This is a genomic window from Amycolatopsis marina (genome assembly GCF_900111885.1).
Taxonomy (GTDB): domain Bacteria; phylum Actinomycetota; class Actinomycetes; order Mycobacteriales; family Pseudonocardiaceae; genus Amycolatopsis; species Amycolatopsis marina.
Map to the genome: position 1 here is coordinate 18,701 of NZ_FOKG01000023.1, position 24,145 is coordinate 42,845.

At 68.2% G+C, this 24,145-nt stretch carries 22 protein-coding genes and 1 tRNA gene; 11 read left to right on the top strand and 12 right to left on the bottom strand.

The features are described 5' to 3' along the window. Positions 1 to 34 precede the first annotated feature (34 nt). The 5 genes from BM199_RS27780 to BM199_RS27800 all read left to right on the top strand — a co-directional run bounded on the left by BM199_RS27780 (position 35) and on the right by BM199_RS27800 (position 5,131). Positions 35 to 1,111, top strand: coding sequence for a FecCD family ABC transporter permease (locus tag BM199_RS27780; protein ID WP_245788815.1), 1,077 nt, complete (start codon positions 35 to 37; stop codon positions 1,109 to 1,111). Next, positions 1,112 to 1,918, top strand: coding sequence for an ABC transporter ATP-binding protein (locus BM199_RS27785; RefSeq protein ID WP_091677627.1), 807 nt, complete (start codon positions 1,112 to 1,114; stop codon positions 1,916 to 1,918). Beyond that, positions 1,915 to 2,916, top strand: a complete 1,002-nt coding sequence (locus BM199_RS27790) for an ABC transporter substrate-binding protein (RefSeq protein ID WP_245788817.1) — start codon at positions 1,915 to 1,917, stop codon at positions 2,914 to 2,916. The genes BM199_RS27785 and BM199_RS27790 overlap by 4 nt, the downstream gene beginning before the upstream one ends. A gap of 30 nt (positions 2,917 to 2,946) precedes the next feature. Then, the gene (locus tag BM199_RS27795) at positions 2,947 to 4,185 is read left to right on the top strand and encodes an MFS transporter (RefSeq protein ID WP_245788819.1); all 1,239 of its coding nucleotides are present in this window, start codon (positions 2,947 to 2,949) and stop codon (positions 4,183 to 4,185) included. A 94-nt stretch (positions 4,186 to 4,279) separates the two neighbouring features. Then, a complete protein-coding gene (locus BM199_RS27800) occupies positions 4,280 to 5,131 on the top strand; it encodes a hypothetical protein (RefSeq protein ID WP_177242819.1) in 852 nt (283 codons plus the stop codon). 23 nt (positions 5,132 to 5,154) lie between these two features. Here BM199_RS27800 and BM199_RS27805 read toward each other — a convergent pair whose 3' ends face one another. After that, positions 5,155 to 6,222, bottom strand: a complete 1,068-nt coding sequence (locus BM199_RS27805; protein ID WP_091677629.1) for an AI-2E family transporter — start codon at positions 6,220 to 6,222, stop codon at positions 5,155 to 5,157. 14 nt (positions 6,223 to 6,236) lie between these two features. After that, positions 6,237 to 6,476: a hypothetical protein gene (locus BM199_RS27810; protein WP_218160455.1), complete on the bottom strand. Its 240-nt coding sequence runs from the start codon at positions 6,474 to 6,476 to the stop codon at positions 6,237 to 6,239. Positions 6,477 to 6,609: 133 nt separating this feature from the next. On the opposite strand from BM199_RS27810, the gene BM199_RS27815 reads away from it, so the two are divergent. Continuing rightward, the gene (locus BM199_RS27815) at positions 6,610 to 6,885 is read left to right on the top strand and encodes a DUF2795 domain-containing protein (RefSeq protein ID WP_091677633.1); all 276 of its coding nucleotides are present in this window, start codon (positions 6,610 to 6,612) and stop codon (positions 6,883 to 6,885) included. 33 nt (positions 6,886 to 6,918) lie between these two features. Here the strand turns inward: BM199_RS27815 and BM199_RS27820 are convergent, their stop codons facing one another. The 10 genes from BM199_RS27820 to BM199_RS27870 form a co-directional block, all read right to left on the bottom strand. After that, positions 6,919 to 7,893, bottom strand: coding sequence for a TIGR03557 family F420-dependent LLM class oxidoreductase (locus tag BM199_RS27820; RefSeq protein WP_091677635.1), 975 nt, complete (start codon positions 7,891 to 7,893; stop codon positions 6,919 to 6,921). Beyond that, complete coding sequence (gene surE, locus BM199_RS27825; RefSeq protein WP_091677637.1) at positions 7,872 to 8,705, bottom strand: 5'/3'-nucleotidase SurE; 834 nt, start codon at positions 8,703 to 8,705, stop codon at positions 7,872 to 7,874. The genes BM199_RS27820 and surE overlap by 22 nt, the downstream gene beginning before the upstream one ends. Before the next feature lie 25 nt (positions 8,706 to 8,730). Further along, positions 8,731 to 9,657, bottom strand: a complete 927-nt coding sequence (locus tag BM199_RS27830) for a 1-phosphofructokinase family hexose kinase (RefSeq protein ID WP_091677640.1) — start codon at positions 9,655 to 9,657, stop codon at positions 8,731 to 8,733. Between the two features lie 33 nt (positions 9,658 to 9,690). Next, positions 9,691 to 10,608: an NrfD/PsrC family molybdoenzyme membrane anchor subunit gene (gene nrfD / locus BM199_RS27835; RefSeq protein ID WP_091677643.1), complete on the bottom strand. Its 918-nt coding sequence runs from the start codon at positions 10,606 to 10,608 to the stop codon at positions 9,691 to 9,693. Between the two features lie 20 nt (positions 10,609 to 10,628). Next, positions 10,629 to 11,561, bottom strand: a complete 933-nt coding sequence (locus BM199_RS27840) for a 4Fe-4S dicluster domain-containing protein (RefSeq protein WP_091677805.1) — start codon at positions 11,559 to 11,561, stop codon at positions 10,629 to 10,631. A gap of 53 nt (positions 11,562 to 11,614) precedes the next feature. After that, positions 11,615 to 14,869, bottom strand: a complete 3,255-nt coding sequence (gene fdh / locus BM199_RS27845; protein ID WP_143101938.1) for a formate dehydrogenase — start codon at positions 14,867 to 14,869, stop codon at positions 11,615 to 11,617. Between the two features lie 80 nt (positions 14,870 to 14,949). Beyond that, positions 14,950 to 16,008, bottom strand: a complete 1,059-nt coding sequence (locus BM199_RS27855) for a potassium channel family protein (protein ID WP_091677650.1) — start codon at positions 16,006 to 16,008, stop codon at positions 14,950 to 14,952. Positions 16,009 to 16,044: 36 nt separating this feature from the next. Then, on the bottom strand, positions 16,045 to 17,793 hold the full coding sequence (selB, locus tag BM199_RS27860) for a selenocysteine-specific translation elongation factor (protein WP_091677653.1): 1,749 nt from the start codon (positions 17,791 to 17,793) through the stop codon (positions 16,045 to 16,047). After that, positions 17,781 to 19,091 carry an L-seryl-tRNA(Sec) selenium transferase gene (gene selA, locus BM199_RS27865; protein ID WP_091677655.1) on the bottom strand — a complete coding sequence of 437 codons (1,311 nt, stop codon included), beginning with the start codon at positions 19,089 to 19,091 and terminating at the stop codon, positions 17,781 to 17,783. Before selA ends, selB begins: the two co-directional genes overlap by 13 nt. 26 nt (positions 19,092 to 19,117) lie before the next feature. Further along, positions 19,118 to 19,212: transfer RNA gene (locus BM199_RS27870), tRNA-Sec, on the bottom strand. 77 nt (positions 19,213 to 19,289) lie between these two features. Between BM199_RS27870 and selD the strand changes: the two genes are divergently transcribed. From selD to BM199_RS33500, 5 genes are all read left to right on the top strand, one after another. Beyond that, positions 19,290 to 20,282, top strand: a complete 993-nt coding sequence (gene selD, locus BM199_RS27875) for a selenide, water dikinase SelD (protein ID WP_091677658.1) — start codon at positions 19,290 to 19,292, stop codon at positions 20,280 to 20,282. A gap of 153 nt (positions 20,283 to 20,435) precedes the next feature. Further along, positions 20,436 to 21,170: a Crp/Fnr family transcriptional regulator gene (locus BM199_RS27880; RefSeq protein WP_091677661.1), complete on the top strand. Its 735-nt coding sequence runs from the start codon at positions 20,436 to 20,438 to the stop codon at positions 21,168 to 21,170. A 209-nt stretch (positions 21,171 to 21,379) separates the two neighbouring features. Continuing rightward, on the top strand, positions 21,380 to 22,915 hold the full coding sequence (locus BM199_RS27885; protein WP_091677664.1) for a nucleotidyl cyclase domain-containing protein: 1,536 nt from the start codon (positions 21,380 to 21,382) through the stop codon (positions 22,913 to 22,915). Further along, entirely contained in the window at positions 22,900 to 23,643 is a 744-nt protein-coding gene (locus BM199_RS35280; protein ID WP_425425604.1) for an E2 domain-containing protein, read from the top strand. The genes BM199_RS27885 and BM199_RS35280 overlap by 16 nt, the downstream gene beginning before the upstream one ends. Next, positions 23,582 to 24,139 carry a Pycsar system effector family protein gene (locus BM199_RS33500; protein ID WP_143101939.1) on the top strand — a complete coding sequence of 186 codons (558 nt, stop codon included), beginning with the start codon at positions 23,582 to 23,584 and terminating at the stop codon, positions 24,137 to 24,139. Before BM199_RS35280 ends, BM199_RS33500 begins: the two co-directional genes overlap by 62 nt. Positions 24,140 to 24,145: the final 6 nt, after the last annotated feature.

The following is a 24,145-nucleotide window of genomic DNA, read 5'->3' on the forward strand; positions in this document are numbered from 1 at the left end:
CAGAGTGACGACCGCGGATGAGACAGGATGGCGAGTGGCCCCGACGTACACCAGGCAGACCTCGTACGCGGTGGACACCCGCTCCGGCCTGACGCTGACCGTGCTCGTGCTCTCGCTGGTCCTGGCCGGCTCCGTGGTGCTGGCGATCGCCCTCGGGCCCACCGTCGTCCCGCTGCCGGACACCCTGCGCTACCTCACCGCCGCGCTGACCGGCGGCAGACTCGAAGCCGCCGACCTCACGGGTTACTCGATCATCTGGCAGGTCCGCACGCCTCGCGTGCTGCTCGCGGTCGTGGTCGGTGCCGGGCTCAGCGCCATCGGTGTGGTGGTGCAGGCGATGGTGCGCAACGCGCTGGCGGATCCGTTCATCCTCGGCGTCTCGTCCGGTGCCTCCGTCGGCGCCAGTGCCGTGGTCTCCTTCGGACTGTTCGCGGGGCTCGGGGTGTACGCCCTGTCCGCCGCGGCGTTCCTCGGCGCACTCGTCGCCTCGGTGCTCGTCTACCTCGCCGCGCACAGCAGGGCCGGGCTCAGCCCGCTACGACTCGTGCTGACCGGAGTGGCGCTCGCCTACGGATTCCAGGCCGTGATGAGCGTGATCGTGTTCTTCGCCCCGTTCGGCGAGGCCGCCCGAACCGTGCTGTTCTGGTTGCTGGGCAGCCTCGGGGGCGCGACCTGGGGTTCGCTGCCCATCGCGACGCTCGTGGTGCTGGTGACCGTGGTGGTACTGCTCAGGAGGAGCCGCTCGCTGGACGTGCTCGCGATGGGCGACGAGACGGCGGCGAGCCTAGGCGTGGACACCACGGCGTTGCGCCGATCGCTGTTCCTGCTCACCGCCGTCACCACCGGGGCGCTGGTCGCGGTCAGTGGCGCCATCGGATTCGTCGGCCTGGTGATGCCCCACCTCGTCCGCATTCTCGTCGGTGCGGGACATGCGCGGGTGCTCACGATCGCGCCGCTGGCGGGCGCCATCCTCCTGGTCTGGGTGGATCTGGTCTCCCGGACGCTGGTCGCCCCGAGGGAACTCCCGCTCGGTGTGATCACGGCCCTGATCGGTGTTCCGGTGTTCATCACGCTGATGCGGCGGCGCGGCTACCTCTTCGGAGGCCGCTGAATGCACCTCGACCTCGAGGCGGTCTCCGTCGAGATCGCAGGCGCCACGCTGCTCCGGGCACTCGACCTTTCCGTAGGCAGCGGGGAGATCCTCGGCCTCGTCGGCCCGAACGGCAGTGGCAAGTCGACGGCTCTGCGCTGTATCTACCGCGCGCTGCGCCCGACCACCGGGGTGGTGCGGCTGGACGGCACGGACGTCGGCACGCAGCCGTTGCGCACGACCGCACGCTCCGTCGCCGCCCTCACACAGGAGAACCACACCGAACTCGACTTCACCGTCGCCGAGGTCGTCGCACTCGGCCGATTCCCGCATCTGCGCGGCAATCAACAGCTCAGCGACCGGGAGCGGGACCTCTGCCGTGCGGCGATGGCGCGCACCGAGGTCAGCCACCTCGCCGATCGCGGCATGCTCTCGCTGTCCGGCGGGGAGCGCCAGCGCGTGCTGATAGCCAGGGCGCTCGTCCAGGAACCCCAACTGCTCGTACTCGACGAGCCGACCAACCATCTCGACGTGCACCACCAGGTACAGCTCCTGTCCTTCCTGCGCGAATGCGGGCTCACGGTTGTCGTGGCCCTGCACGACCTCAACCTCGCGGCCTCGACCTGCGACCGGCTCGCGGTGCTGCGCCAGGGCGGTCTTGTCGCGACGGGAACTCCTGCCGACGTGCTCGAACCCGGGCTGATCCGCCAGGTCTTCGGGGTGGCGCCGTCGATCGTGGCCCATCCCCGCACCGGGGTGCCGCAACTGCTCTTCGACCTCGATGCCACCCGGCACCACCAGAACGACCCAGAAGGGATGAGCCTGTGAACAGGTTGTCCGGACGCCGCCTACTCGCCGCCCCCGTGCTCACGGTCTGCCTGCTCGCCACCGCGTGCGGTGCGGATGTCGAGCAGGACGCGACGGAAGGCCCTGCCCCCGTCACCATCGACAACTGCGGGCAGAGCATCACCTATCCGGTACCGCAGCGCGCGGTGGCCTACGACATGAGCAGCACGGAGAAAATGTTCGCGCTCGGCCTCGCCGACCGAATGCGCGGGATCGTCATGCCGTCCACAGCGGACCCGGCCGTCGAACGGTCGCCCTGGCTCGAGGAGTACCGCTCGGTGGAGACGCTGAGCACCGACGTCCTCAGCAGGGAGGTCGTGGTCGACGCCGAGGCCGACTGGGTGCTGGCGGGATGGAACTCCGGGTTCAGCGAGGCCCGCGGCATCACGCCGCAACTGCTCGAAGAGGTGGGCATCCAGAGCTACCAGCACACCGAGAGCTGCTTCAACTACGGCGACACCCCGGTGCAAGTTCCGCCACTCGATGCGCTCTACACCGACCTGACGCAGATCGGGCAGATCTTCCGGGTCGAGGACCGGGCACAGGAACTGGTCTCCGACCTGCGGGAGCGAGCGGAGGCGTTGCGGACGAACCAGCCCGATGGCACCCCCGCCCGGGTCTTCGTCTACGACTCCGGCACCGACCAGCCCTTCACCTCAGGCGGACAGGGCGCACCGGACGTGCTCGTCTCGCTCGCCGGTGGCAGCAACATCTTCACCGGTTTGCGGCAGCGGTGGACCACGGTCGGCTGGGAGGCGGTTGTGGACGCCGCTCCGGAGGTCATCGCCGTCGTCGACTACGGAGACCAGCCCGTCGAGGACAAGATCGAATTCCTGAAGTCCGCCCCACAGCTCGCCTCCAGTCCCGCTGTCCGTGATGGACACTTCTACGTGCTCGACTACGGACAGGCCGTGAGCGGACCGCGCAACATCGAGGGCGCTGAGCAGTTCGCGGAATACCTCCGCTCCATCGGCCGCTGACCCCGCCCGATCGCCCCGACGACCAGAAGGATGCAAACCATCGAACAAAAGTCCACTGTGGATGGCTCGGTCCCCGGAGACCTGCGGATGACGGCGGAACTCTGGCCGGTGCTCCTGGCCTCCGCCGTCGGGCTGGTGCCGTTCACCGTGTTCAGCACGTTCTTGGTGCCGATCGCCGAGGGCGCGGGCACCAGTGTGGCCGCCATGGGCAGCCTGCGCGGGCTGGGCGGGCTGGCCGCACTGGTGGTCGGCACCGCGCTCGCGCCGCTGATCGACCGGCTACCCCGGGAGTGGACCGCGGCGGGCGGCCTGATCCTCCTTGGCGCATCCTCGGTACTCGGCGCGGTGGGCGACATCGCGGCGCTCGCCGCGTTCTGCCTGCTGATCGGCGCGGCGACGGCCGTGCTCAACCCGGCCCTCGGCGCCGCGGCCGCCGACCACTACGGTTCCGGCCCCGCCGCGGGCAGGGCGGCGACCCTGGTGACCGCGACACAGTCGCTGACAGCGATGCTCGCGGCCCCTGTCCTTGCCGTCCCTGCCCTGTTGTGGGGCTGGGAGGGAGATCTGCTCGCGGTGGGCGCGGTCTCGGTGCTGCTGGCGGTGATCCTGTTGCGCGGACGCCACCGCGGGCATGCCGAGACCGGTGAACGGTCCCGGCTCGGCTACCTGGCATCGTTCCGGGCGCTCGCCGCCGTCCGCGGGGCACTCGCGCTGGTGCTGGTGGCAGCGCTGCGCACCGCGGCCTTCATGGGTTACCTCGCATACCTCGCGGCCTTCTACGACGAGCGGTTCGCGCTGGAACCCGGGGTGTTCGCACTCGTGTGGACGCTGTCGGGAGCAGCGTTCTTCGTGGGTAACCTCCTGGTCGGACGTCTGATCAACGCGGCGGGCTCGGGCACCAGGGTGGAACGTGTGCTGGTGATCGGTCTTGCGGTAGCGCTCGCGGCGATGGCCGGCTTCTACTTCGCGCCCGCACTGCCGGTGGCGCTGGCACTGACCGCGGCACTGGGGCTGAGCCATGCCACCGTGGCCGCCTGCGTGGTGAGCCTGTTGGTCCGCCGCTGCGGCGTACTGCGCGGCTCGGCGCTCAGCGTCAACGCCGCGGGGATGAGCCTCGGCGTCTTCGCCGGTGCCGGACTCGGTGGCCTCGGCCTCGGCCTCGGGGGCTATCCCGGCGCCGCTGCGGTCTTCGCGGGTCTCACGCTTGTCGCACTCGTGGCCGCGCTCACCGTGCTGCGCCCCCAGACGATCGCCGCGACCGGCAGCTGATCCGTTGCCGGAGCGGCAGCGCGACGTCACGTGCCGGGTGTCCTAGTGTCGTAGTGAGCCACGGAGGCTACGAGGGAGCCAGGGAGGAACCAGCGTGCCGGAGCGCAGTGCGGCAGCGCAGCCTGGCAGGGTGCCCGGATCCCGCCGGGATACCGGCACCCTGTTCGCCGCCCTCTACGGCGAGTTCGTTCCGCACGCCTGGCACGATCCCGAGCACGACGCCTACCAGCTGTTCTACCAACGGTCACGGGCCATGAGCTGGCTCGACGACACGGACCTCGGGGGCGGCGTCCACGACCGGACACGCCACACACCTGGGCTTTGGGGGATGAACGACGCGGGGTGGGAACACCCGCTCGGCACTGCCGGAACGGCCCTGATTTCCTGGTTCCAGGTCAGTGCCGGCGCGGTCGCCGACGACCAGCCGCTCCCCGTGCAGCCGTTCCTCCGGTGCGCCGAGGACGCGACAGCGCGCGCCGGCACACCATCGCTGTCCGCGGTGCAGGTCCTCCTGCCGGTTCAGGGGATCGACCCCGCGTCGCGCCCGCCGTACGCGCCCGTGCCGTCGATGGGGTCACTCGAGTGGTTCGCCGAGGGCGACCCTCGATCGAAGACCACGGTGCAGGTCAGCATCAACAGTGGGCTGGACCCCGCGATACCCGCTGTCGCACAGCAGCTCACCGACCACCTCACACGCCTGCGGCAGGACGTTTTCGTCTGTACCTCCCACCACACCACCGACAGGGAGAGCACCCCGGCCCCGGCGTGCGGCGACGGGCTCTGGAACGGCCCGCCGCTGCACGGTGTCATGCTGCACGGCGACCTGGCCGAGTGGACGTGCGAGGCGATCGGCTGGACAGCAGAAGTCATCGCCGACTCCGCCGCCCGGCTCGGCGTCCAAACGCCGCTGCTGCTCACCGTCACGCGAACTCACCCGACGAACTGACCGAGAGAACACCCGGACTTCCCTCAGGCGCCGGACGCGTCCGCACCAGAGTCGTCCGGTTCGTCCTCCGCATCGGGGGAGGCGCGTTCCCGGACGATCTCCGAAATCTGCACCGCGGCGGCCGTGACCGGGACAGCGAGGAACGCACCGAGAACGCCGAGCAGCGTGGCGCCCACACTGATCGCGACGATCACCGCGAACGGCGGCAACCTGACCACCCGACCCATCACCACGGGTTCGATGAGGTTGCCCTCCACCTGCTGCACGACCACGACGATGCCGAGCGTGGCCAACGCCAGCGCCGGACCGCTGTCGGCGAGCGCGACGAGCGTCGCCAGCAGGCCGGTGAGCACCGCACCGATGAACGGCAGGTACGCCCCGAAGAACACCAGCACCGCCAGCGGCAGCGCCAGCGGAACCTGTAACAGGGCCAGTCCGATGCCGATCAGCACCGCGTCGATGAGGGCGACGACGGTCTGCCCGCGCAGGAACCCGCCGATGGTCCCCCAGAGCCGATCGGCGGCCTCGGCGGCGAACGCGCGGTGCTGCCGGGGCACGAACCGCAGGGTCGCGTGCACCATCCGGCCGCCGTCGTACAGGTAGAAGAACAGCGCCACGATGAGCAGCACCAGTCCGGTGAGCACGTTGATCAGGTCCCGGCCCACACCGGCGGCGAGCCCACCCCAGCTGCCCATCACCTGCTCGGCCAGCTCCGCGAGCGAGGTGTCCGAGCCGACACCGGGCAGTTTCTGGATTGTGGGTTCGAGCCGGACGAGTGCCTCGCCGACCGAATCCGCCAGTCCCGGCGCCTGCGCGACGAAAGGCGGCACGATCGCCGCCACGATGCCGGACAGCACCGCGAAGCCCCCGAGTACCACCAGCAGCGCGGCCAGTGCGCGCGGCACTCCGTGCGACTTCAGCCATTCCGCGGCTGGGCTCAGCGCGGCCGCCGGAAACAACGCCAGCAGCAGGGGAACCACGACGATCGACAACCGCGACAGCACGAACCACACCACCACGGCGATCCCGACGATTCCCAGCGCGGCCCAGGCGTGCGCACCGATACGCCGCAACGCCGGATGATCGAGCACGTCCGCCCGCCGTTCTAGGAGATCAGCTGATCGAGTTCGGCCAGTGCGGCCTTCGCGCTCTCGTCACCGCTGTCGGCCAGCTCGGCGACCCGTACGCGCACGCGCTCGCGTGCCTCCCGCAGGTTCGCCCAGTGCTCACGGTCGGGCCGGTTCTCCAGTCCGTACTCGACCACGGTGTCGTATCCGCCCCGGTTGCAGGGCTCGATGGCATAGCGGGTGCCCTCGTGGTGCCACATCCAGATGGCGGTCGTCATCATCTCAACTCCCGGTTCGGTCCGGCCGTGCTTCCTGTCCCGAGGACTACCCGATCACCTGGAGCGTGAATCCCGAGCCTGGCCCCTGCCGACGGCCGGTTAGCGCGATCGGAATCCGGGTAGCCGAGGTGCCATGAGGGATTTCGCGCAGGACAGGATCGATGCGGCACTGACCGGGATGCGGTACCCGTGCGAACGGCAGGAACTCGTCCGCCACGCCACAGCGCAGGGTGCCGACGACGAGGTCATCGGCAGGTTGTGCGTACTGCCGGAGCACCACTACGCCGACCTCGCCGATGTCCATGCCGCACTGGAGCGGACGACGCACGACAGCGGCTCGGCCCGCCCGTCTCCCACCACCAGCCAGACGGACGCTGCCCGCGGTCCCGACCGCAGGACCGAGGTCTGAGGGCTCCCGACCTCGGCCCCTGCGGGGCCAGACTCAGAACGCGGACCTGAGCGCGGGCAGCAGGCTGTCGCGGGCGAAGTCCAGGAAGCCGTCCTGCTGATCGCCGCCGATCTGCACCAGGGCCACGTCAGTGAACCCGGCGTCGGCGAAGGCGCGCACCTTCTCCACGATCGGCTCGACATCGGACCCGCACGGAATACCCTGCGCGACGTCGTCCTTCGTGACGAACTGTGTGGCAGCGGCGAAACCACTCGGTCCCGGCAGCTCCGAGTTGACCTTCCAGCCACCGGCGAACCAGCGGAACTGCTCGTGGGCCCGGGCGATCGCCGCGTCCCGGTCGGTGCCCCAGCTGACCGGAAGCTGGCCGATCTTGCGCGACGGCCCCTGTCCGGCGACACGGTGGGCGTCCCATTCCGAGCAGAGGTTCTGCTTCGGTTCTGTCGCGATCATCGCGTCCGCGACCGGCGCGAACCGCCGGACCGATTGCTTACCCGAAACGGCAACGCCGATCGGGGTCCTGACCTCGGGCAGATCCCACAGTTTGGCCGAATCCACGCGGAAGTGTTCGCCCGCGTAGTTGACGTAACCACCGTCGAACAGGCCGTGGATCACCTGGATCGCCTCGGCCAGCATGTCGTGCCGCACGTTGGCGGGCGGCCACCCCTGCCCCACCACGTGCTCGTTGAGGTTCTCCCCCGCACCGAGCCCGAGCGTGAACCGGCCGTCGGCGAGCAGTTGCGTGGTCGCGGCCTTCTGCGCGACCACGGCGGGGTGGTACCGCATTGTCGGACAGGTCACGTAACTCATCAGCTCGACCCGCTCGGTGGCCCACGCCGCGGCGCCGAGCACACTCCACGCGTACGGGGAATGCCCCTGTTCGTCAAGCCACGGCATGGTGTGATCACTGCTCACCTCGAAGTCGAAACCCGCTTCCTCGGCGCCGACCGCGAAACGGACCAGGTCCTTCGGCCCGGCCTGCTCGGTCATCAAGGTGTACCCGAAACGCATTGCGATCCCTCCTGTTGTGCGCTGTTGCCCTCCCCGGCCACCGCCCGAAGCGGCACCCGCTCCGGCAGCTCCGGCTCCGCGGCCACGGAAACCGGTTGTAGCGCGGTGATCGTGGGGAATCCCCGGTCGAGCAGGTATGCGTCCGTCCCCGGCTCGGCCTTCCCCCCGACGAAGGTGCTGAGGACCTCTTCCTGGCCGTCCCGCTGCTTCAGCCGCGTCTGCACCGCCCCCGCGTTCGACAGGGTCGCCCGCGTCAGCGGCCCGAGTTCGGCGACGTCGCCATCGGGAATGTTGACGTTGAGCACCGATCCGGCCGGTGCCCGCCGGATCAGCGGCAGTGCGGTGTGGATGACGGGATCGACGCTCGCCCAGCGCGCGAATTCGGGATCGGTGACCGTCAGCGACACGGCCATGCCGCGTATCCCGTTGACCGCGGCGGTGAGCACGGCTCCCACCGTTCCGGAATGGATCACCGCGCGACCCACGTTGAGACCCCGGTTCACCCCGGACAGCACCAGTTCCGGAGGATCGCCGAAGGTGCCCTCCAACGCGCTGAGGACGATGAATGCGGGATGCGAAGAGACGCTGAAGCACGGGATGTCCGGCAGGTCCGGGAGGTGCTCCTCCCGAACCACCTCCCGGCCGGACTCGGCCACGACCGTCAGGCCCGCGCCGGCACCACTGGCCTCCTTGTGCGGCGCGGCGACCACGACATCGAAGCCGTCGCGTACCGCCGCCCTGGCCAGCGCGAGCAGCCCCGGCGAGGCGATTCCGTCGTCGTTGGTGATCAGTACCCGAGGCCCGTGCCCCATCGGTGTCCTCCTCACTGCGGTGCTGTCACGGCCCGCCCCAGGAGCGCAGTTCCACAAGTTCCGCGAGTTCCCGGACTCCTGGTCCACTGCTCGATCCGAGGCCGTGCCGCGTGACGTTGAGGGCGCCTGCCGCGGCTCCCACCTTGATCGCGTCCTTCAACGGGGTGCCGACGGCCAGTTCGGCCGCGATGGCCCCGGTCATCGAATCCCCCGCACCCCGTGGATCCACCGGGTGCAGACGCGGCATGTGGGCCTCCCAGACCTCGCCCTCGGCCAGGATCAGCGCGGGGTCGTCCGCTCTGGACAGCACGACCGTCTCCGCGCCCTCGTCCCGCAGTGACCGCATCCCGCGGACCAGCGCCTCCGCGTCCTCGGAGTCCGCCCTGCCGTCGTCAAGCAGTTCCTCATGACTCACCTTGACCAGGTCGAGGCCGCCCTCGAGCACGGCGTTGAGCCGTTCCCCCGCCAGGTCGGCCACCACGACGCAGCCATTGGACCGGAGGTCAGCGGCCAGCCTGCGGTACACCTCCGCCGGGACGGTGCGCCGGTCCGAAGGACCACTGAGGATGGAGACGGTGCTCCTGATGCCTTGCAGCAGCGCGGTTTCGTACACGGCGTCCAGTTCGTGCCTGGAGAGCGGATCGCCCGGAACGTCCGCGATCTCCTGCCGCTCTTCGCTGCGCCGGTCGTGCACGTACGCGCCGTTGCGCGCGGTGACCGGCGCCTGGACGTGCTCGATGCCGTTTTCGCCGAGCAGGTGCCGCAGCACCTGGCCCACCTCACCACCGAGCGCCGCGCACAACGCCACCGGCACGCCGAGTGACGCGATCATCCGCGCCTGCCATACCCCCTGCCCGCCCGCGTGCAGGTGCAGGTCCGGCTCACCGCCCAGATCCTCCACCGTCACAGTCAGCAGGGGCGAGGGCGCGAAGACCATGACACGTCCGTCCATGGAGGGTGCATACCCACGGAACGCCCTCGCTAGTCATCGGCGTTCCACTGCTTCGGCACGTGCGACCCGTGCCCTGCGCTCACGCTGCGGCACGACGACGTACTTCGGGTCCCTGGTGGACACGACACCGGCCGAGTACACCCCGAACCTGGTGCACAGTCCCGCGGCAAGGTACGCCGACCCAGCCAGGGCCGAGACGGCCCGGCTCCGCCTGCCGAGCACCGACAGTGCCGCACCGGCGATGGTCAACGCCTTGCTCGCCTTCAGCAGAGTCCCCGCCCGTCCCGAGCGGTAGGTCTCGGAGACCACACCGAGACCGTGCTCCAACCGGGACGAGGCGACGAGTTCCGCCGCCGCGCCCACCACACCGAGCCTGCGTGCCGGAACCACCTCGGCAGGCGGGACGGCGAGCAGCACGACACCCACTCCGCCCGTCAGCGCGCTTCCCGCGAACAACACCGGCAACGCCCGGTGCCCCTCGTGCCATGCGGGTGTGGCGGTGTCGGCGAGCAACACGGCCGTGTAGGTGCACATCGCCGGACCGAGCACTCCCGCCCCGGCACCGGCCAGCGCACCGAGACGTGGCAGGCGGCCGGTCATCCGGCTGAGCGCGGCGGCGCTCGCCAGGCCGGAGAACGGCGCGAGAATCCAGGACCCCACCGACAACGGCGAGGTCGGCTTGAACACGCGCAGCATGTACAGGAACCGTTCGGGCCTGCCCAGGTCGTGGATCAGCGCCCCCACGCTGGCGACCGAGGTGGCAGCCGCGGCCAACGTGGCGACCCTGCCGACACGGCTGTACCCGGTCGGTCCCGCCAGCGCCGCCATCGAGGCGGAGGCGCCTGCCACGCCGCCGAGGAACAGATAGAGCGGCACATCCGGCTGTTTCCAGGCAGGTTCCTTGAGGATCGGCTTGCCGTAGTACGACCGGAACTCCGCTGGTTCGGCCATCTCCCGCTCCCGCCGCGGGCTCACCTGCGGCCCCCGAGGAACGAGGCCGCGACGGCGGCGGCGACACCGAGCGCGGTGGCGGCCGCCCCCTTCCACATGGCGGGCAGGTCCCGGGTGGTCACCACCGGGTCCGGCGGAAGCCCGTACACCTCGGGCTCGTCGAGCAGCAGGAAGAACGCGCCGTCCCCGCCGACCCCGTCATCCGGATCGTGTCCGTAGAGGCGGGCCTCGGTGACACCGGCTTCGTGCAGCGTCCGCTGCCTCTGCGCGGCCCGTTCCCGCAGTTCGTCCAGTTCCCCGAACTGGATGGAATCGGTGGGACACGCCTTGGCGCAGGCCGGTTCCATACCCGCGCCGAGCCGGTCGTAGCAGAGGGTGCACTTGAACGCCCTGCCGTCGCTCTCCCGCTTCTCGATCACGCCGTACGGGCAGGCGGGAACGCAGTAGCCACAGCCGTTGCAGATGTCCTCCTGCACGACCACGGTGCCGAACTCGGTACGGAACAGCGAGCCAGTGGGGCAGACGTCGAGGCAGGCCGCGTGGGTGCAGTGTTTGCAGACGTCCGACGACATCAGCCAGCGGATGCCGGAGTCACCATCGGTCGCTTCCTGCTTCGGGGCGCCGATCGTCGGCATGCCGAGGTCGTCGCTGTGCAAGTTCTCCGCCGTGCTCGACGACGGTGCGCCGCTGCCGGGCTCCGCCGTGCCCACGCTCGCGGCGGCCAGCACGTCCACGTCCTCGTGCATGGACCGGGCGGGCACCCGCTGCTCGATGAACGCCACGTGCCGCCAGCTGTTCGCGCCGAGATCCCCCGTGTTGTCGTACGACGTGCCGAGCAGATCCATGTTCCCTTCGGCCCCCGCGTCGTCGGCGGGCACCAGGTTCCATTCCTTGCACGCGACCTCACAGGCCTTGCAGCCGATGCACACCGAAGTGTCGGTGAAGAACCCCATCCGGGGTTCGGCGTGCGCGTAGCCGCTCCCGGTGCCTGCCTGATAACTCGCGGTCACGAATCGCTCCCTTCGATTCCCGCCCTGCGCTGGTACTCGTCCACCAACTCCGGCAGGGCGGGCCCGCGGGGCCGCCTGCCCGGCCGGATGTCGCACGTGGCGGCCTTGGCCTCCTGGATGTGCACATTCGGATCGAGCACCACCGACAGCAGGTCGTTGGCGGAGTCGCCTGTGGACAGTCCGTTCTGCCCCCAGTGGTACGGCAGGCCGACCTGGTGCACGACCCTGCCGCGGACCCGCAGCGGTTTCATCCGTTCGGTCACCATCACCCGCGCCTCGATGGCCGCTCGGGCCGAGACGATCGTGGCCCAGCCGAGGTGTTCGAGGCCGCGCTCGGCGGCGAGTTCGGGCGAGATCTCACAGAAGAACTCCGGTTGCAGCTCGGAAAGGTACGGCAGGCTCCTGCTCATCGCGCCCGCAGTGTGATGCTCGGTGAGCCGGTAGGTGGTGAAGACGTACGGGTACACGTCGCTGCCCGCCGGGTGGTAGCGGTTGTGCTGGCCGCCGTACACCAGGCGCGTGGGGTTCTCCTGCTGGCTGTACAGCGGATTGTCGAACGGCGACTCGAACGGCTCGTAGTGGGTGGGCAGCGGGCCGTCGGCGAGCCCGGCGGGCGCGAACAGCCAGGCGCGTCCGTCGGTCTGCATGATGAACGGTTCGGTTCCCGCCAGCGCGTGCTGCGCCTTGGCGTCCTCGGGCGGCTCGTAGTCCGGCGGCTTCGTGGGTTCGAAGTCCGCCACGTCCTCGCCGGTCCATTTGCCCTGCTCGGCGTCCCACCAGACGTAACGCTTGCGCTCGCTCCACGGATTGCCGTCCGGATCGGCGGAAGCACGGTTGTACAGGATCCGCCGGTTGTCCGGCCAGGCCCAGGCCCACCCGGGGGCGACCCAGCTCTGCTCGGACCCGGGCTGCCGGTTCGCCGCGTGGTTGTGCCCGTCGGCATACACGCCGCAGTAGATCCAGCAACCGCACGAGGTCGACCCGTCGTCCTTCAGCTGCGGGTATCCGGACAGCGGACCGTCGGGACCGCTGCCGTTGATCTCGGCCAGCACCGACTCGGCACTCGGCTCGGCGATCTCCCCCTCGGTCGGGTATGACCAGGTCAACTCCTGCACCGGCAGGTCACGTGGGTCGGTACTCGTGCGCAGCTTCTCCCTGATGATCCGGCCGAGGTGGTAGTAGAACCACAGCTCGCTGCGTGCGTCGCCGGAGGGCTCCACGGCCTTGTGGTGCCACTGCAACAACCGCTGGGTGTTGGTGAAGGTGCCGTCCTTCTCCGTGTGCGAGGCGGCGGGCAGGAAGAACACCTCGGTACCGATCTCCTCGGTCCGCAGCTCGCCGGTCTCGATCTCCGGCCCGTCCTTCCAGAACGTCGCGCTCTCGATCAGCTGCAGATCCCGGACCACGAGCCAGTCCAGGTTGGCCATGCCGAGGCGCTGCAGTTTCCCGTTCGCCGACCCGACGGCCGGGTTCTCGCCGACCAGGAAGTAGCCCCTGCACTCGCCCTTGAGCTGGTTGTAGACCGTCTGATAGGTCCCGTGGTCCCCGGTGAGCCGGGGCAGGTGATCGAAGCGGAAGTCGTTGTCCGCCGTCGCGTGCTCGCCCCAGTAGGCCTTGAGCAGACTGACCACGTAGGACCGCATGTTGCCCCAGAACCCGGTCTTGCCCGCGTCCGCGCCGACGAACGTGTCGAGATCCAGGTTCTCCTTGGCGTGCGGCATCGGGATGTAGCCGGGCAGGATGTTGAACAGCGTCGGGATGTCGGTGGAACCCTGGATGCTGGCGTGCCCGCGCAGGGCCAGAATCCCACCGCCCGGCCTGCCGATGTTGCCGAGCAGTGTCTGCAGGATCGACGCCGTTCGGATGTACTGCACGCCGACCGTGTGCTGCGTCCAGCCGACCGAGTACACCCACGCGGTGGTCCGCTCGCGCCCCGAGTTCGCCGTCACGGCCTCGGCGACCTCGAGGAACTGCTCGACCGGAACGCCGCAGACGTCGGCGACCAGTTCTGGGGTGTAGCGGGCGAAGTGGCGCTTGAGTACCTGGTAGACGCAGCGGGGGTGCTCCAGTGTCGGATCGATCCTCGGCTTGGCGCCCACGCTCGCACCGCCACTGCCGTAGCTGTCGCCGTGCGCGGTCTCCTCGTGCTGCTCGCCTCCGCCCTGCTGCTCGTTGTCGCGCGCCATCTCCTCCTCGGCCGGGATCCAGTGCTCCCGCTTGCCGGCGGCGGGGGCGACCTCGGCGCCCTCGTAGGACCAGCTGGCCACGTCGTACTGGCGGCCCTCCGAGTCGTAGCCCGAGAACAGCCCGTCGAGGTCCTCGGTGTCGGCGAAGTCCTCCCGCAGGATCGCGCCCGCGTTGGTGTAGGCCACGACGTACTCGCGGAAGTCGAGCCCGTTCTGCAGCACGTGGTTGACCAGACCGCCGAGGAACGCGATGTCACTGCCCGCGCGCAGGGCCACATGCGAGTCGGCCAGCGCGCTGGTACGGGTGAATCGCGGATCGACGTGGATGATCTTCGCCCCGCGGTTCTTCGCCTCCATCACCCACTGGAAACCGACCGGGTGGCACTCGGCCATGTTCGAACCCTGGATGACGATGCAGTCGGAGTTCGCGAGGTCCTGCTGAAACGTCGTGGCGCCGCCGCGACCGAAGGAGGTCCCCAGACCGGGAACCGTGGAGGAGTGTCAAATACGGGCCTGATTCTCGATCTGTACCGCGCCGAGCGCCGTGTACAGCTTCTTCATCAGGTAGTTCTCTTCGTTGTCCAGCGTGGCCCCGCCGAGGCTGGCGAAACCGTCGGTCCGGTTGAGCCGGGCACCGTGCTCATCGGTGTCCTGCCAGGTCTCGCGCCGGGTGGCGATGACCCGGTCGGCGATCATCTCCATCGCGTCGTCCAGCGACAGTGACTCCCACTCCCGGGCGTAGGGACGGCGGTAGAGCACCCGGTCGACACGGCTGGGGCTGGTCACCAGCTGCTTGCTGGCCGCCCCCTTCGGGCAGAGCCTGCCTCGCGAGATGGGCGAGTCCGGGTCGCCCTCGATCTGGGTGACCGCACCGTCCTTGACGTACACCCGCTGTCCACAACCGACAGCGCAGTACGGGCAGATTGACTTGACGACCCGGTCCGCGTCCTCGACGCGGGCACGCAGTTGCTTCGATCGGTCGGACTGGGCCGCGGCACCAAGACCGAGCCGGTCACCACCGGTCAGCTGCCGGATCACCGGCCAGCCCTCGATCCACTGCCGCACGCTCGATCACCGTTTCCGATCGCCGTTTCCGCCGACCTCATCAACGGTAGGGGGTGCGGGCACAACACGCAGTGCGGCGCTCACTCGTCCCACTCGTGCAATGGCACGTCCGAACGCGACCAGCGATGCAGGCCTTCGAGGAAGATCCTGGTACGGCACACGGTCTCGGTCGCCTGCTGGTGCTCGGCAGGCGGGACCGCAAGGCCGAGCGCACCGGACAGGACGCGATCGACGGCGGCCACCGCGGCGCGATCACGATCGGTTGGCTCTGGATCGGCGAGAGCGCTGGTGACGGCCGCACCGAGGTAGGTCTCGGCGATCGTGGACTGCAGCCGTATCAGTGCCGAGCAGAGTGCCTCGGCCGCCGTCCGCAGACCGGGTGCGTACCCGGTGGCGACGAGGGCGGTCACCGTCGCCTCCGCGACGTGCCGCAGCGCGGGCTCAGGGTCGTACTCCGGACGGCGGGAGCGGTAGGTGAACCCGACCAGCGGGTAGCGGTGCACCATCTCGTCCACCGCGCGCACGTGCTCCGCCCAGCTCCGGCAACGCTCGCGGGTCTCGTCGACTCCTGCCTCACCGAGACAGTCGGTGAGCATGGTGACGCCACCACACGCCCGCGCGTCGTCATGGACGGCGAGGGTGAACCGGTTGCGCGTCGCTACGCCGCTGACGACTTCGAGCACGTAGGTGGCCATCCCGGTGAACATGGTGAAGCCGACACCCGCACCGAACACCGAGAGCAGCTCGGCCTGCGTGGACAACGGGGTGACATCCCCGTAGCCGAGCACCGTGGTCGTCCCCGCCGCGAAATACAGGGCGTCGACGAAGGTGGGCGCGCCGAGGTCGGTCTGAATCGCGAACTCGGTGCCAAGTATGGGCCAGGCCGCCACCGCGAGCCCGACGGTGGCCAGCAGGATCCAGCCGAGGAAGGTGCAGGCCACGATCACTGGCCCGGCCAGTCCGAGCACGTACGTGCCGAGCCGGGACAGCCGGGCGCTCAGCAGAGTCGTCACCGCCCACACCGTCCGTCGGATCGCGGTGGCGAGCAGCCCTTCGCGGTCCGGGTGGAGCACGGTGGCGGCGGCGTCCCAGGCCACCAGCACGATCAGGCCGAAACCCAGTATCTGTACAGCGATCACCGGGAAGGAGTACCCGCCCAGCTGTAACTGACGCGGCTACAGGCAGGTACGGCTTCCGTCCGGGTGCCGGACGGTGACGCCGTTGGCGTCGAGCCGCTCCAGCAGCGGCACCGCGACCCTGCGGGTGGTGTCGAGCGCCCTCCGGGCCTGACTCACGGTGAACGGCTCGCCGAGCGCACGCAGTGCTTCCGCCGCCCGCGCCACGGCGTCCGGGCCGAGCACGACGCCGTCGGCGATCCGGGTGAGCCTGCCCAGCCGGACGGCCGCGGCCAGCTCCCGCGGCCCCAGCCGCAGCTCGGCCAGCTCGTCGGCCTCCGGCGCGCGGAACGGCTCCCGCGCGAACCACGACTCCAGCACCCGCACCGGTTCCTCGACCTCGGGAGGCAGTCCGGCACCAGCTCGGCGCACGACACCGTCGGACAGCTCAAGTCCGGTGTCCGCCAGCACCCGGGCGAGCAGGTCGGCTGCGGGCAGTCCGAGCTCACGGCGCACTGCCTCCGCGGGCATTCCTCCGGTGACCGGATCCCGCGCGTACCAGTCGCCCACGACGTGCTCCGCCCGCCCTGCGAGTTCCGCCCAGCGCTCCTCGTTGACCAGCCAGTCACCAACACGCCCGCCGATTTCCGGCAAGCCGGCCGCGCGCAGCTCGGCAGCACGCACGTATCCACGCCTACGGACGAGCATTCGGCTGAGATCGGCGGGTCCAGCGCCGTCGAGTTCTCCCGCGCGCGCCCGCGCCGCACCACGGCGGCCGAGCCGGGGCGGATCGACGTCGAGCACGTCAACGCCTGCCGCCACCCGGTGCTGTCCCGGATCCCGCAGCAGCCCGACGTCACCGACCCGCACCGGCAGCGGCCGGGCCAGGGTCAGACGCGCGGTGTCCGTGCCAAGTGGGCGGACGCGGACGCCTACGGCGGCCGAGCCGACGTGCAGCACGAGTTCGCGGTGCAGCGCGGCCGACTCGTCGCCGCGGAGGCGTACGTCCAGCTCACCGGAGTAGGGCCACGCGCCGGGGGTGAGCAGCGCATCGCCCCTGCCGACTCGGCCCCGGTCGGTGCCCCGCAGATTGACCGCCACCCGGGACACGGCACGGGCTTCGGTGACATCGGAGCCGAGCGCCTGCAAACCGCGGACGCGCACGGTCTCGCCAGTGCCCGCGATGGTGAGCACATCGCCGATCCGCAGCGTGCCCGCCGCGAGCGTGCCGGTCACCACCGTCCCTGCTCCCCGGACGGTGAACGCGCGGTCGATCCAGAGCCGGACGTCGGCGTCCTGCTCGGGCGCGGGCAGGCGGTCCGCGAGCGCCGCGAGTTCGGTGCGCAGGAAGGGAAAACCGACACCGGTTCTACCGCTGACGGCGACCGCGGGGACGGCGCCGAGGCTCGTCGCGGCGATCCTGTCCAGCGCCTCCTGTGTCGCGGACGCGGGATCGGCCCTGTCCGCCTTGGTGACGACCAGCAGCCCGTGCCGGACACCGAGCGCGTCCACCGCGGCGAGGTGCTCCGCGGACTGGGGCATCCAGCCCTCGTCCGCGGCGACCACGAACATCACCGCGGGCACCGGCCCCACCCCGGCGAGCATGTTGGGCACGAACCGCTCGTGCCCTGGGACGTCCACAAAGGCCAGTGTTTCGCCTTCGCCGAGGTCGGTCCAGGCGAAACCGAGGTCGATGGTGAGCCCCCTGGCCTTTTCCTCGGCCAGCCGGTCCGGCTGCATCCCGGTCAACCGTTGGACCACTGTGGACTTTCCGTGGTCGACGTGCCCGGCGGTGGCTACGACGTGCATCGGCGCACGGCCTCCAGCAGTTGCTCGTCGCTGTCCTCCGCCACCGTACGTAGGTCGAGCAGGCACCGACCACGCTCGATCCGGCCGACGACAGCGGGATCCCCGGCGCGCAGGGCGGCGGCGTAGTCCTCGGGGAGGCTGACCGCGGCGCTCGGCAGGCGCACACCCGGCGCGCCGCCTCCGCCGACGGCCGCCGCCGATTCGACGGGCACGGCATCGACGCCCTCCGCGGCCAGCCTGTCCGCCAGCCGGGCTGCCCGGTCGAGCAACGGGGGCAGGTCGGCGTCCAGCGCCGCCCGTACCGGCGGTGCCGGTCCGCGCAGGGTCGCCTCCAACGCGGCGAGGGTCAGCTTGTCCACCCGCAGGGCACGGGCGGCCGGGTGTCTGCGCAGGCGCTGCACCAGGTCGGCGTCGCCCAGCAGCAGCCCGGCCTGCGGGCCGCCGAGCAACTTGTCCCCGCTGGCTGTCACCAGCCTGGCTCCCTCGCGCAGCGCGGTGTCCGCGTCGGGCTCGTCAGGCAGGGCGGGGTGCGGGGCGAGCAGGCCGGAACCGATGTCGGCCACGATCGGCACTCCGAGACCGGCGAGTTCGGGCACCGCGACCTCGGAGGTGAAACCGGTGACCAGGAAGTTCGACGGGTGCACCTTGAGCACGAAAGCCGTGGCCGGTCCGATGGCTTCGGCATAGTCGGCGAGGTGTGTGCGGTTGGTCGTGCCCACCTCGCGGAGTCTGGCTCCGGTCGAGGCCAGCAGGTCCGGAATCCGGAAGCCGTCGCCGATCTCGACCAGTTCGCCCCTGCTGACCACGATCTCCCCGCCGTCTCCCGCCAGTGCCAGTGCACACAGCAGGAGTGCGGCGGCGTTGTTGTTCACGACGTGGACGTCGCCTGCCGACGGCACGGCGTCGGCGAGAGCCGCGAGCGCACCCCGGCCACGGCGGGCGCGCGTTCCGGTGGTCAGATCGAACTCGACGTCGGTGTTTCCACCCGAGGTCATGACCGCGTCCAGTGCGGCCCGCGACAGTGGTGCCCTGCCGAGGTTGGTGTGCACCAGGACGCCGGTGGCGTTGAGCACCGCGCAGGAACTGGAGGCCAGCGTCGGCAGGGCGGCCAGCGCGGCACCGGGTACCTCGTCCGGTGCGATCTCGCCCGCCCGCGCCCGCTGCTGCGCGGTCACCACGACCGACTTCACCACCGCTCGGCCGAGGACGCGTTCGGCCTCGGCCAGCCGGGGATGTGCGAGCACGGCGTCGGTGCGCGGAATCCTCCTGCGCGGGTCGTCGTCCGGCTCACCGGCCATGCGGGCGCGCCTCCCCCTGGGACGGTTGGCGGAGGCGGACGGGAATCGAACCCGCCAACGGCAGTGCCTGCCGTTCAACGGTGTTGAAGACCGCGCCGGCCACCAGACCGGATACGCCTCCCTTGTGTGCAAGCTCTGCCATCCTCGCAAGGACGGCCACGATCTGCGACCTGTGGGATGAAACGGCAGCATGGGGGCATGGGTTACCGGCTGACGCAGTACGCGCACGGCGGCGGGTGCGCGTGCAAGATCCCGCCCGGCGAACTGGAGGACATGGTTCGCGGACTGTCCACGCCCGTGGCGGAGGGCAGCGCCGGTGAACTGCTGGTCGGTCTCGACCACGGCGACGACGCGGCGGCGGTGCGTGTCACCGACGGCATCGCGGTGATCGCCACGACGGACTTCTTCACGCCGGTGGTGGACGATCCGTACGACTGGGGCCGGATCGCTGCGGCAAACGCGCTGTCCGATGTCTACGCGATGGGCGGACGGCCCGTCGTCGCGCTGAACCTGCTCGGCTGGCCACGTGACGTGCTGCCGTTCGAGTTGGCCACCGAGGTGCTGCGCGGCGGTTCGGACGTGTGCGCGAAGGCGGGTTGTCATCTCGCGGGCGGACACAGCGTCGACGACCCCGAACCGAAGTACGGGCTCGCGGTGACCGGCACCGCCGACCCGCAGCGGCTGTTGCGCAACGACGCGGGCCGTCCTGGCATGCCCCTCTCACTGACCAAGCCGCTGGGGATCGGCGTGCTCAACACCAGGCACAAGGCCACCGGTGAGCGGCACGAGCAGGCGATCGACACCATGGTGTCGCTCAACGCGGCGTCGTCGAGGGCAGCGCTGGCGGCCGGCATCCGCTGCGCCACGGACATCACCGGCTTCGGCCTGCTCGGCCACCTGCACAAACTGGCGAGGGCCAGCGGCGTCACGGCGGTGCTGGACTCCGCCACGGTGCCCTACCTCGACGGCGCCCGCGAAGCGCTGCGCGACGGCTACGTCAGCGGCGGCACCCGCCGCAACCTCGACTGGGTCCGTCCCCATGTGGACCTGATGGCGATCACCGAGGAAGAGGCCCTCCTGCTGGCCGACGCCCAAACCTCCGGTGGCCTCCTAGTAGCAGGCGAAATCCCCGGCGCTCCGGTAATCGGCGAACTGATCCCCCGCACAGCCCACACAATTCAAGTCCGCTAACTTTGCACATCCGCACCCCGAGTTTGCAGATCCGCAGCCCGACTTTGCACTTCCGGGGGTTGTTCAGTCAGTACGTCTGCTGATCCCACAAGTTACGACTCGGCGTAGCCTCCAGGCAACGTTCTTCTCACCTGGCGAGGCTTGCACGAAGCTATGAACATCAACAAACTCATCGACTCACACAGCGACTTCTGGCGGATCGACAGCTTCCTGTCCCGACTCCGTCGCGACACACTTGATCGACTTGCGACCGTTGGACGCCTCGTGGAGTTTCGCGCTGGTGACACGCTAATCACCGAGGGAGACGATGACACAGCTGTCCTTCTCTTACTGTCCTCGTTCGTCAAGATTACGGCTGCGCTGGATGGTACTGGAGACGCTCTGCTGGCACTGCGCTTCGGCGGAGACGTGGTAGGTGAAATGGCTGCAGTCGACCATGGCAAGCGCTCAGCCACCGTTAGGGCGTGCGGCCGCGCGCCCGTGATCGCCGTGTCTATCGATCGCGGCGACTTCTTGTCCACCCTCAGACCAGACCCCGAGGCGATGCTGACCTTGACGGCTACGATCAGCAGCAAGCTGAGGTCAGCGAACCAACGCCGGATCGATTTCACCGGCTGCTCTACGCCCGTTCGATTGGCCAAGGTTCTACTCGAGCTAGCTAGCACTCACGGGGACTCGAGCAACGGCGCGACAGTGATCGGAGTTGACCTCACCCAGATCGAGGTCGGCACTCTAGTCGGTGTCAAGCAAGCAACAGCCGAAAGGGGCTTACGCAAGCTCAGGAGCAGCGGGCTCGTCGATACAAGCGGCAGACGGTTCATCGTTCGCGACCTGGAAGCCCTACGCCGCTTGGCCAACCACGGCCCCGTAGGCGTACCCATCGTTTGATGGCTTACTTGGCGGGTTAGGTGACGCTCGACGATGCTGTTCGCCACAAGTTCGAGTTTTCAAGCGCGCCTCACTGCGGACAGCAGGTAAGCCGTCACTGGGAGAACGCTAACAGGGCCGCTTGATCTACGACTGCCGATAGTTTTGACGAACTCGTCGGCACTGCAATTACAAGTTTGTAACTACGAGCGCGTAAGCAGGCGACAAGTATGACGTGGAGCTTCGAGAAGGCATTGGAACGAGCCGAGGACCGCTACAAGCAGACCTCCGATCTAGAGATCAAAGACATCACCCGAGAGATCGACTTCGACCAGATCTCGCGAACGAAGCCGCGCCGGGTCACGGGCACCCATTTCTACGTGGACGTGACCACGTTCAACCGGCAGCTTCGCGCAAACGCAAGCGACGAGGGCGAAGGCATGCTGCGCCTGCTGCACATCTTCGCCCGCGAGGTAAGCAAGATCGTTGCAAAGGACTTCGACGGTCAGAAGATTCACTTTCAGGGTCCGCGCCTGCATGCGTTGGCCTACCGGCCGACCTCAGACGAATCGCTGATGGCCACTAAAGCCGTGTTGACGTGCCTGGCGATTCGCCAGATGACGGCGATCTTCAACGACGTGCTCGGCCTCTCCGAGACAAACACATGGCGTGTCGCCGCCGGACTCGACCATGGGCGATGCATAGCGACTCGCAATGGCGCCGGGGGCGACCAGGAACTGCTCTTCCTGGGCAGCGCGGCCAACCACGCCGCCAAACTTCTGAAAGATTCCGGAATCCGAATGACCGCCGAGGTATATGACCTACTACCTGATGACCTGAAGGCGGAGGCCGAAAGAAGCGACAGCGACGACATCTACAAGATCACACTCACCGCCTCGAAAATCGAGGATCTGGCAGGCCAGTACGGCTGGAACTGGAAATCCGAAAGCACCCGCGCGCGCCTCGAAATCCTCGCCGAGAGGTTTCCCCAGGGGACAGTCTCGAGCACTGCGGTGAAAGAGAGGATCGATAATGCCTCTCTCGCCTTATCCAATACGAAGTCGGTATCAGGTGCATCAATCTTCGCTGACGTGGACGGATTCACCGGCTACATCGACAGCCTTGAATCTATCGATAACAACCTCCGCGAAGCCATCCGTCTGTTCCACGTACTCCGTGGCGTCATGCGCGACTCCGCGACACAAGATTTCGAGGCACTGCGCATCCAGTACCAGGGCGACCGCATGCAAGCGTTCGCCTATCGGCCCGTCAGCAACGACGAGGCGGCTGCCTTAGAAGCAATCCGCCTAGCAACGGCATTGATGACGGTTGCCGATGAGGTCATCCCGACAGCATTGCCCGAACTGCCGGCACACCGGTTGGCCGTCGGCTTAGCCTGGGGACAGGTATTGGTGTCGAAGATCGGCGAACATGGGAAAACAGACGTCATTAGCCTTGGTGGCTCGACCGCCGACGCCGCCTCAATTCAACAACGCCTCGACGGCGGTCAGATCGGGATCAATCGAACTATCCGCGATTTGCTACCAGCCTGGCTGCAGGAAGCCTTTTCCTGGTCTGCCACAGCGCAGACGTACGTCGCCACAGACATCTCGTACAACGATCTCGCCGATCTTGAGGCGTCGGAGAAGCCTGACCGTGCACTGAGTGCGTTAGCCCTGACCGCAATTGGGGCCACGGCTACAGCGGCGTTGATTAACAGTCGACGGGCGCACAGGAAGCCGGTGAAGCCATGGTCAAACGACTAACTGACGCAGGCAGTCGTCGCTGGCGACAAGACGCGGCAGACCTGGACCAGGTCCAACCAAGCCTTCGCATAGTCCACCTCGGAGTTCCGCGGGCACGGATCGAAGGAATAGTAAAGGTCGCACGGCCCGATGGACGCGTTGACTCCTTCGAACTTTCCATCCACTACCCGAACTTGGATCCTTTCGCGCTTCCCGACACATTCGATGCCGTCGGTAGGTTTCCCAGAAATGAACCTGATCGGCACATTGAACCTAATGGTCGCTTCTGCCTTTGGCTACCCCAAACTGAGCCAGTCGACGACTTCCAGCGACCAGGCGGCCTCCGACGTTACATATCGAGAGTCGAAGAGTTCTTGGTTCTACAGCGGCTATACGACGTGCGCCGAAAGCATAACATTCTCCCCCACTGGCCAGGGGAGGAATGGGCACACGGCACGGAGGGGCACAAACAGTGGTTTCGAGAGACAACAGCAGACCTCACGGCTAACCAACTCGAACACTTGCTCACCGCCGCTGAAACTCCCGCTAGACCAGGCTATCGCTGCCCGTGTGGGTCAGGCAAGCGGGTCGGCAATTGCCACAAACGTTGGATAAGGTCTCTTCGTCGAACAATGATCAAGCACCCGGGTATCAGTATCATTGCACATGAATATCTAGAGGAGCAGCGTGACGCCGATTCTCCGAAGTCGCAAGTCACACCTCGACTCCCGGGACGCCATCAGGCATAGTAATTCATCGGTCGAATTTGCGTGGCGCGCGCATGCAGCGCAAGAGTCATGGACAGGCAAAGTTGACACCAAAGCGTCGATTCTTCTCGCATTAGAAGGAGGAATGCTTTTCGCGGTCGCATCAACCAGCGCCAAAGGCGGAGTTCTTTCCGAACTCTCACCGTTGGGCAAAATAGTCGAGATTTGTGGCATCGCAGCGCTACTTGTCGCAATTATAACCTCAGCGGCTGCTGTGTATCCGCAACTTGGGCCACCGCAGGAACATGCCAACCGACACGCGGACAATTTCATTTACTTCGGCCACCTTCAACACTGGCATCCTCCCATGTTAGAGCGCTCGTTAAAGAACCAAGATGGACTCGATCAACTGGCCGCTCTTGCACGCCAACTTGTCAGCATGAGCAAAATCAACTGGCGCAAGCACAGACTAGTACAAGTATCTATTGTATTCTCAATACTGAACCTTGCCTGCTTCGTGACCGCCGCTACAGTGTAGCGAAAT

Excerpts from the sequence above, each read along its gene's own strand:
- BM199_RS27785 (WP_091677627.1), top strand. The coding sequence starts at position 1,112 with ATGCACCTCGACCTCGAGGCGGTCTCCGTCGAGATCGCAGGCGCCACG.
- BM199_RS27795 (WP_245788819.1), top strand. The coding sequence starts at position 2,947 with ATGCAAACCATCGAACAAAAGTCCACTGTGGATGGCTCGGTCCCCGGA.
- BM199_RS27810 (WP_218160455.1), bottom strand. The coding sequence starts at position 6,476 with ATGACGACCGCCATCTGGATGTGGCACCACGAGGGCACCCGCTATGCC.
- BM199_RS27815 (WP_091677633.1), top strand. The coding sequence starts at position 6,610 with ATGAGGGATTTCGCGCAGGACAGGATCGATGCGGCACTGACCGGGATG.
- BM199_RS27820 (WP_091677635.1), bottom strand. The coding sequence starts at position 7,893 with ATGCGTTTCGGGTACACCTTGATGACCGAGCAGGCCGGGCCGAAGGAC.
- surE (WP_091677637.1), bottom strand. The coding sequence starts at position 8,705 with ATGGGGCACGGGCCTCGGGTACTGATCACCAACGACGACGGAATCGCC.
- BM199_RS27830 (WP_091677640.1), bottom strand. The coding sequence starts at position 9,657 with ATGGACGGACGTGTCATGGTCTTCGCGCCCTCGCCCCTGCTGACTGTG.
- nrfD (WP_091677643.1), bottom strand. The coding sequence starts at position 10,608 with ATGGCCGAACCAGCGGAGTTCCGGTCGTACTACGGCAAGCCGATCCTC.
- BM199_RS27840 (WP_091677805.1), bottom strand. The coding sequence starts at position 11,561 with ATGGGGTTCTTCACCGACACTTCGGTGTGCATCGGCTGCAAGGCCTGT.
- selB (WP_091677653.1), bottom strand. The coding sequence starts at position 17,793 with ATGCACGTCGTAGCCACCGCCGGGCACGTCGACCACGGAAAGTCCACA.
- selA (WP_091677655.1), bottom strand. The coding sequence starts at position 19,091 with ATGGCCGGTGAGCCGGACGACGACCCGCGCAGGAGGATTCCGCGCACC.
- selD (WP_091677658.1), top strand. The coding sequence starts at position 19,290 with ATGGGTTACCGGCTGACGCAGTACGCGCACGGCGGCGGGTGCGCGTGC.
- BM199_RS27880 (WP_091677661.1), top strand. The coding sequence starts at position 20,436 with ATGAACATCAACAAACTCATCGACTCACACAGCGACTTCTGGCGGATC.
- BM199_RS27885 (WP_091677664.1), top strand. The coding sequence starts at position 21,380 with ATGACGTGGAGCTTCGAGAAGGCATTGGAACGAGCCGAGGACCGCTAC.
- BM199_RS35280 (WP_425425604.1), top strand. The coding sequence starts at position 22,900 with ATGGTCAAACGACTAACTGACGCAGGCAGTCGTCGCTGGCGACAAGAC.